Annotated in this window: 7 protein-coding genes; 5 read left to right on the forward strand and 2 right to left on the reverse strand. The window is 71.9% G+C overall.

The window, feature by feature from the left end; genetic code table 11:
- Positions 1 to 143: 143 nt before the first annotated feature.
- Together ACE3Q3_RS16525 and ACE3Q3_RS16530 are read left to right on the forward strand one after the other, a co-directional pair.
- On the forward strand, positions 144 to 1,691 hold the full coding sequence (locus ACE3Q3_RS16525) for an acetolactate synthase large subunit (protein WP_374447938.1): 1,548 nt from the start codon (positions 144 to 146) through the stop codon (positions 1,689 to 1,691).
- Between the two features lie 13 nt (positions 1,692 to 1,704).
- The gene (locus ACE3Q3_RS16530) at positions 1,705 to 2,442 is read left to right on the forward strand and encodes an MOSC domain-containing protein (RefSeq protein WP_374447939.1); all 738 of its coding nucleotides are present in this window, start codon (positions 1,705 to 1,707) and stop codon (positions 2,440 to 2,442) included.
- A 1-nt stretch (position 2,443) separates the two neighbouring features.
- Here ACE3Q3_RS16530 and ACE3Q3_RS16535 read toward each other — a convergent pair whose 3' ends face one another.
- Complete coding sequence (locus ACE3Q3_RS16535; protein WP_374447940.1) at positions 2,444 to 3,682, reverse strand: MFS transporter; 1,239 nt, start codon at positions 3,680 to 3,682, stop codon at positions 2,444 to 2,446.
- A gap of 233 nt (positions 3,683 to 3,915) precedes the next feature.
- Between ACE3Q3_RS16535 and ACE3Q3_RS16540 the strand changes: the two genes are divergently transcribed.
- The 3 genes from ACE3Q3_RS16540 to ACE3Q3_RS16550 all read left to right on the forward strand — a co-directional run bounded on the left by ACE3Q3_RS16540 (position 3,916) and on the right by ACE3Q3_RS16550 (position 7,370).
- Entirely contained in the window at positions 3,916 to 5,526 is a 1,611-nt protein-coding gene (locus tag ACE3Q3_RS16540; RefSeq protein WP_374447943.1) for an MBL fold metallo-hydrolase RNA specificity domain-containing protein, read from the forward strand.
- 116 nt (positions 5,527 to 5,642) lie between these two features.
- A complete protein-coding gene (locus ACE3Q3_RS16545) occupies positions 5,643 to 6,743 on the forward strand; it encodes a TRAP transporter substrate-binding protein (protein ID WP_374447944.1) in 1,101 nt (366 codons plus the stop codon).
- A gap of 84 nt (positions 6,744 to 6,827) precedes the next feature.
- Positions 6,828 to 7,370, forward strand: a complete 543-nt coding sequence (locus tag ACE3Q3_RS16550; RefSeq protein ID WP_374447946.1) for an MOSC domain-containing protein — start codon at positions 6,828 to 6,830, stop codon at positions 7,368 to 7,370.
- On the opposite strand, the gene ACE3Q3_RS16555 is transcribed toward ACE3Q3_RS16550, so the two are convergent.
- Entirely contained in the window at positions 7,367 to 7,564 is a 198-nt protein-coding gene (locus ACE3Q3_RS16555; protein WP_374447948.1) for a hypothetical protein, read from the reverse strand. The genes ACE3Q3_RS16550 and ACE3Q3_RS16555 overlap by 4 nt on opposite strands.
- Positions 7,565 to 7,662 lie beyond the last annotated feature (98 nt).

The following is a 7,662-nucleotide window of genomic DNA, read 5'->3' on the forward strand; positions in this document are numbered from 1 at the left end:
CCCCCCCACGCCACGGGGGGCGCCACACTCCCCCCGGGCGCCCCCGGGGGGGGCTGGTCGCCCCGGGGGCCCGCCGATACATTCGCCCGCACCTTCCTGACGGGCGGTCCGCCCGCGCGATCCTCTGGAGAATCCCCTTGAGCATGAACGGTGCGGAAAGCCTCGTGCGGACGCTCGTCGGCGGCGGTGTCGATGTCTGCTTCACGAATCCCGGCACGTCCGAGATGCATTTCGTCGCCGCCCTCGACCGCGTCGAGGGCATGCGCTGCGTGCTCGGCCTGTTCGAGGGCGTCGTCACCGGTGCGGCCGACGGCTATGCGCGGATGGCCGACAAGCCGGCCGCCACCTTGCTGCATCTCGGCCCCGGGCTCGCCAACGGCGGCGCCAACCTGCACAACGCCCGGCGCGCCTTCACGCCGATCGTCAACATCGTCGGCGACCATGCCGTCTATCACCTGCAGCACGACGCGCCGCTGACCTCGGACATCGAGGGCATCGCCCGGCCCTTCTCGCACTGGGTCAAGACCTCGCCGACGGCCGAGACGATCGCCGCCGACGGCGCCGAGGCGATCCGCGTCGCCCGCACCGCGCCCGGCCAGATCGCGACCCTGATCCTGCCCGCCGACACCGCCTGGAACGACGGCACCGGCCCCGCCCCCGTCGCCGAGCCGCCGGCGCGCGAGAAGGTGACCCAGGAGGCGATCCGGGAGGCGGCCGACATGCTGCGGCGCGACCCCCAGGGCACGCTGATCCTCATCACCGGCCAGGCGCTGCGCGTCGCCGGCACCAACGCCGCCGGCAGCATCGCCGCCAAGACCGGCTGCCAGGTGCTGGCCCAGACCTCGAACGGCCGCACCGAGCGCGGCGCCGGCCGCTTCTCGGTCGAGCGCATCCCCTATCCGGTCGACCAGGCGATCGCGCGGCTCAAGGATTTCCGCCAGGTCATCCTGGTCGGTGCCAAGGCGCCCGTCGGCTTCTTCGCCTACCCCGGCAAGCCCAGCGTCATGACGGCGCCCGGCACCAACATCTTCCGCCTGGCGACGATCGAGCAGGACCTGATCCACACGCTGGAATGGCTGGCGGACGAGGTCGGCGCCAAGGGCACCCCGGCCCGGATGGAGCCGGCCGCGCGGCCGGCGCTGTCGACCGGCAAGCTGACGGTCGATGCCTGCGCCAATGCCATCGGCCACCTGATGCCGGAGAACTGCATCGTCGCCGACGAGGCCGTCACCTCCGGCCGCGGCCTGTTCCCCTTCACCAAGGGCGCGCCGCCGCACGACTGGCTGCAGATCACCGGCGGGGCCATCGGCCTCGGCCTGCCGCTGGCGACCGGGGCCGCCGTCGCCTGCCCCGACCGCAAGGTGCTGTGCCTCGAAGGCGACGGCAGCGGCATGTACACGGTGCAGGCGCTGTGGACGATGGCGCGCGAGAACCTCAACGTCGTCAACGTCATCTTCTCGAACCGGTCCTACGCCATCCTGCGCGGCGAGCTGCACAATGTCGGCGCGCACAATCCGGGCCGGAAGGCGATCGACATGCTGAGCCTCGACCGCCCCGACCTGAACTGGGTCGACATGGCGCGCGGCATGGGCGTGCCCGGCAGCCGGGCCGAGACCGCCGAGGAGTTCAACGAGCAGCTTGCTCGCGCCATCGCGACGCCCGGTCCCTACCTGATCGAAGCCGTCATCTGATGGCCATCGACCGATGACGGGCGGCGCCGCCCTGCAGTCGATCTGGCGGTACCCCGTCAGTTCGATGGGCGGCGAACGGCTCGACGCCGTCGCGATCGGCCCGGCCGGTCTCGACGGCGACCGCCTGTGGGGCCTGCTCGACGCGGCGGGCGAGATCGCCTCGCCCAAGCGGCGGCGCTGGCGGCCGACGCCGCACGTGCTGGCCCGGGTCGCCGGCGCGCCCGCGGTCGAGGTCCGTCTGCCGGGCGGCGACTGGCGGCCCGGAGCGGCGGTCGCCGTCGATCCCGCCTTCGCCGCGCATTTCGGGTTTCCCGTGCGGCTGGTCCGCCATCCCGGACCGGATTCGGACGGCGTCGAGACGGTGCCGCCGCGCTACGAGGTGCGGGCCGTCCATCTCGTCACCACCGCCTCGCTGGCGACTCTGGCCCGGCGCCTGCCGGCGCCCGGAAGCGCCGACCGGGTGCGCTTTCGCCCCAATCTCGTGGTCGACTGGCCGGACCGCAGCCGGCCCTTCCCCGAATCCGCCTGGGCGCCGGGGCTCGAGGTGACGGTCGGCGCCGTCCGGCTGCGCGTCGTCGAGCCCTGCCGGCGCTGCGCCTTCGTCACCATCGCCCAGCCCGGCGTCGACCAGGACCCGGCCGTCCTCGACCTGCTGACGCGCGAGAACGGCGCCAACCTCGGCGCGCTGCTGGAAGTGGTGGAGCCGGGCCGGGTGGCGACCGGCGACCCGGTGCGGATCGCCGGCGACTGACCTATTCCGCCGCGGCGGTGGCGACTGGCCGGGTGGCGATGCGCGACCGGCTGAGGGCGGTGAGCGTGCCGACCAGCATGAAGGCCGCCGCACAGGCGAAGATCCAGAACGGCTCGCCCCGGTCCATGATGTAGCCGTAGAGCGGCGGCGCGATCATCCCGCCGACGCTGAAGCCCGTGGAGACGAAGCCGAACACCTTGCCGAACGACCCTGGCGGGGTCGCAGCCCGCACCATCATGTCGCGCGACGGCATGATGATGCCGTAGGCGAGGCCGGACAGCGTCATCACCACCACCAGCAGCGTCGGGCCGAGATCGACCGAGCCCAGCAGCAGCACGACGGAGGACGTGCTGGCGAAGCACGCCGCGGCGACGAAGGCGTGATGCCGGGTGCGATCGGCGATCCAGCCGCCGACCAGGACGCCGATCGCGCCGGTGACGAGATAGCCGGTCAGCGCCGTGTTCCCGACCGCGAGCGGCGTGCCGTAGAGGCTGTTCAGCGCCACCACCGAGAAGGAGGTGAGGCCCGACGCCGACATGGTGATCAGCATGAAGAAGAACATCAGGCCGAGGATCGTCGGCTGCAGCAGCAGCCGGACGCCGTCCGGCGCCGCCCCGTCCGACTTCGCCTGCTTGCGCCGCGGCTGGGCATGGGCGAGGTCGCCCGCGCGCACCAGGAGCAGGATCGCCACCGCGAAGCCGATGGCGCCGGCAACCACCAGCGCCGCCTGCCAGCCGACGGTCAGCGCCAGACCCAGCATGAGGGCGGGCGAGACCGCGGTGCCGAGATAGCCCGAGAAGGTGTGGAAGGAGAAGGCGCGGCCGATGCGGCTGTCCTGCACGGTCGAGGACAGGATCGAATAGTCGGCCGGGTGGTAGACGGAGTTGGCGAGGCCGGCGAAGAGGAAGGCGACGAGCAGCGCGGTGTAGGAGCCGGCGAGGCCGGCCGCCGCCAGCGACAGGCTGCCCAGCACCAGCCCGCCGACGAGCAGCCGGAACGGGCCGATGCGGTCGACGAGGAAGCCGGTCGGCGTCTGCGTCACCGCGGTCGCGACGTTGAAGACCGTGATGACCAGCCCGAGTTCGACATAGCTCACCCCGAGCGCATCCTTCAGGAACGGGAAGAGCGGCGGCAGGATGAAGATATGGACGTGGCTGACGAAGTGGGCGGCGCAGATCAGGCCGATGACCGACAGGTCGCGGCGCGCCGAGTGCGGCGCGAGGGTACGGCTCGCATCCATGAATCTGGGTCCTGCTCGGGGCTCCGGAGCGGGCGGCGACTGGCCCGGTTTGCGAGCGAATCTAAGCCCGGGCGCCGCTCCTGGCCAGACCTGCCGCATATTTGGGCGCGACCGGGCGCCCGGATGCTGCCGGAAAAGCACAATGCCCGCCGCCGCGGCGGTGGCGTAGACTGCCCGCATGCCGACGTCCCGCCCGCAGGCTTTCCCGAACGCGCGCGTCCCGGACGGTCGCCGTGGCTGACGCCGCCGGTCCGGTCGCGATCGAGTTCCTCGGCGCTGCCGGCACCGTCACCGGTTCGTGCTACCGCGTCCGCCATCCGGGCGGCGCCTTCCTCGTCGATTGCGGGCTCTTCCAGGGCTCCAAGAGCCTGCGCGAACTGAACTACGCGCCGCTCCCCTTCGACCCGGCGGCGATCGACTTCCTGGCGCTGACCCATGCCCACATCGACCATAGCGGGCTCGTTCCGAAGCTGATCCGGGCCGGCTTCGGCGGCCCGGTGCTGGCGGCCGAGGGCACGCGCGACCTGCTCGCCTTCCTGCTGCCCGATGCCGGCGGCATCCAGGAGCAGGAGGTCGAACTGCTGAACCGCCGGCGTCGCCAGCGCGGCGAGGACGACGTGACGCCGATCTACACCGCCGCCGACGGCCAGCGGGCCGTGCGGCAGGTGCGTCCGGTCCCCTACGACACCTGGATCGACGCGGCGGGCGGAGTGCGGCTGCGTTGGTGGAACGCCGGCCACATCCTCGGCTCCGCCTCGATCGAGGTGGAGGTGCCGACCGGCGATGGCGCGGCCCCAGTCCTGCGCATGCTCTTCTCGGGCGACATCGGCCCTGAGCACAAGCTCTTCCATCCCGATCCGACGGCGCCCGCCGCTCTCGACGTGCTGGTGGTCGAGGGCACCTACGGCGACCGCGAGCGGGCGAAGCTCGACCCGGAACGCCGGCGGCGCGCCCTTGCGGACGAGATCGGACGGGCCTTCGCCGCCGGCGGGACGGTGCTGATCCCCGCCTTCGCCGTCGAGCGCACCCAGGAACTGCTGCTCGACCTCGCCCATCTCTACGACGCCAGCCTGCTGCCGCCGGTCCCGGTCTTCATCGATTCGCCGCTGGCATCGGCGGTGACCGGGGCCTTCCGCCGGCGCTCGGGTTCGCTCGAGGACATGCCGGTGGGCGGCGACCCGTTCTCCCGGCCCGAGTTCCGCTTCGTCGAGACGGTGGAGCAGTCCAAGGCGATCAACCGCCTGTCGGGCCGCGCGATCATCCTCGCCGGCAGCGGCATGTGCGAGGCCGGGCGCATCCGCCACCACCTCAAGGCCCGGCTGTGGCGGCCCGACACCACGGTGCTCTTCGTCGGCTACCAGGCGACCGGCACGCTCGGCCGGGTCCTGCTCGACGGGGCGGACCGGGTGCGCATCCATGGCGAGGAGGTGCGGGTGAAGGCGCGGCTGGTGCGGTTCGAGCACTATTCCGGCCACGCCGACCGCGCCGAACTGCTCGCCTGGATCGGTGCCCGCGCGCCGGTCGCCTTGGCGACCTATCTGGTGCATGGCGAGACCGCGGCGCTGGCCGCCCTCGCCCAGGGGCTGGCGGCGTCGGGCTGGCCGGCCGACCGGCTGTTCCGGCCGGAACTGGGCGCCGTCGCCACCCTGCCCGGCACGCCCACGCCCACGGCCGGAACCGGGCCCCGGCAGCCGCCCGCCGAGGGCGCCTCGGACGAGGACTGGCACAACGCCTATGCCCGGCTGCTGGTCGGACTGCGCCCGGCGCTGGACCGGCTGGAGAGCGACCGCGCCCGCCGCGACAAGCTGGCCAAGCTGCGTCGAATTCTCGACGAATACCGTTGAACAGGCGACGTTTCCGCCATTCCCCGACGTTGCAAAACCGCGGCGCCACATCGCATGATGCGGCAGGCTCGGCCTCTGGGGCCGCGCAAGAATGTGTGATTTCGGGAGGAGCATCGATGGCGATCAAGCGACGTGCGCTCATCAAGGGCGCCGCGGCCGGCGCGGCGGCGAGCGCGGCAGCCCTGGCGACGCCGGCCCTGGCCCAGGGCCGCATCGAGTGGCGCATGGTGACCACCTGGCCGAAGAACTTCCCCGGCCAGGGCACCAGCGCCGAGCGCTTCGCCAAGGCGGTGGGCGAGGCGAGCGACGGGCGGCTCACCATCAAGGTCTTCGGGGCGGGCGAACTGGTGCCGGCCTTCGAGAGCTTCGACGCCGTCACCCGGGGCGCGGCCGACTGCTTCCACGCCTCGCCCTACTACTGGATCAACAAGTCCAAGGCGACGAACTTCTTCTCGACCGTTCCCTTCGGCCTCGTCACCAGCGAACTCGCCGCCTGGATGAACTTCGAGGGCGGCCAGGAGCTGTGGGACGAGCTCTACGACCAGTTCGGCCTCAAGGGCTGGCACGGCGGCTCGACCGGCGTGCAGATGGGCGGCTGGTTCAACAAGGAGGTGCGCAGCCCCGACGACGTCAAGGGGATGAAGATGCGCATCCCCGGCATCGGCGGCGAAGCCCTGCGCAAGCTCGGCATGACGACGATCAACCTGCCGGGCGGCGAGATCTTCGCCGCGCTGCAGTCGGGCGCGATCGACGCCACCGAATGGGTCGGTCCCTGGAACGACCTCGCCTTCGGCTTCTACAAGGTCGCCAAGTTCTACTACTGGCCCGGCATGCACGAGCCCGGCACGCAGATCGAGATCACCTTCGACAAGAAGAAGCTCCTCGCCCTTCCGAAGGATCTGCAGCTCATCGTGGCCGCCTGCTGCCGGGCGGAGAACGAGTTGCTGACGTCGGAGTTCAACTCGCGCAACGGCGCCGCCCTGGAGACGCTGGTGCGGCAGCACAAGGTGCAGCTCCGCCGCTTCCCCAACGACTTCCTGAAGGTCTATGGCGAAGCCTGCGGCCAGGTGATCGCCGAGATGCGGGATTCGGGCGATGCCATCACCAAGAAGGTGACGGAGTCCTTCCTGAAGTCGCGCCGCGAACTGATGGCCTGGAACCGCATCTCCGAGCAGGGCTTCATGAACGCGCGCCTGCTCGACTACAAGTTCGGCTGATCGTCTCGATCCGGCCGACCCTCCCGACGCCCGCGGCTCCCTGGGGCCGCGGGCGTTCCCTTGTCCAGGGCCCCCGACGCGCCCATGACCGGAACCGTGATCGCCGTCGCCGCCAGCCCCGGCCACACCATGACCAAGCCCCTCCGCGACGCGATCCGGCTGCTGGCCGGTCTCGGCGTCGAGGGCGACGCCCACCAGGGCGCGACGGTGAAGCACCGCTCGCGGGTCGCGCGCGACCCGACCCAGCCGAACCTGCGCCAGGTCCACCTGATCCATGCCGAACTGCTGGACGAACTGGCGGCATCCGGTTTCGACGTGCCGCCCGGCCGCATGGGCGAGAACGTCACCACCCGCGGCATCGACCTGCTCGGCCTGCCGGCCGGCACGCGGCTCCATCTCGGCCGCGACGCCGTCGTCGCCGTGACCGGCCTGCGCAATCCCTGCCACCAGTTGAACGGGCTCCAGCCCGGCCTGATGGCCGCCAGCCTCGGCCGCGATGCCGAAGGCGGGCTCGTCCGTAAGGCGGGGGTGATGGCGATCGTCCTCGCCGGCGGCGAGGTCCGGGGCGGCGACACGATCGCGGTCGAACTGCCGCCCCACCCGCACCGCCGGCTGGAGCCGGTCTAGGAGCCGACGTCGAGCCCCAGCAGCACCAGCACGGTGCCCGTCAGCAGGAGCGCGATGTGCAGCAGCATCGCGACCTCGATCGCGCCGGCGGTGCGCAGCAGTCCGGGCCGCCCGCGCCGCGGCACGGCCCGCAGCAGCAGCGGCACCGCCGCCAGATAGAGCGCCAGAAGGACCGCGCCGGCCGTCGTTTCCATGCTGCCGCCCCTCCCTACTGCTTCGGCGCCGCGCCGGTGCCCGAATCGTCGTCCTCTTCCTCCTTGGGAATCGAATCGTCGATCAGGCTGTCGATGCC

This window comes from Allostella sp. (assembly GCF_041913585.1).
In the GTDB taxonomy this organism is placed as follows: domain Bacteria; phylum Pseudomonadota; class Alphaproteobacteria; order ATCC43930; family Allostellaceae; genus Allostella.

Coding starts and splice junctions, on each gene's coding strand:
- ACE3Q3_RS16525 (WP_374447938.1), top strand. CDS start 144: ATGAACGGTGCGGAAAGCCTCGTGCGGACGCTCGTCGGCGGCGGTGTC.
- ACE3Q3_RS16530 (WP_374447939.1), top strand. CDS start 1,705: ATGACGGGCGGCGCCGCCCTGCAGTCGATCTGGCGGTACCCCGTCAGT.
- ACE3Q3_RS16535 (WP_374447940.1), bottom strand. CDS start 3,682: ATGGATGCGAGCCGTACCCTCGCGCCGCACTCGGCGCGCCGCGACCTG.
- ACE3Q3_RS16545 (WP_374447944.1), top strand. CDS start 5,643: ATGGCGATCAAGCGACGTGCGCTCATCAAGGGCGCCGCGGCCGGCGCG.
- ACE3Q3_RS16550 (WP_374447946.1), top strand. CDS start 6,828: ATGACCGGAACCGTGATCGCCGTCGCCGCCAGCCCCGGCCACACCATG.
- ACE3Q3_RS16555 (WP_374447948.1), bottom strand. CDS start 7,564: ATGGAAACGACGGCCGGCGCGGTCCTTCTGGCGCTCTATCTGGCGGCG.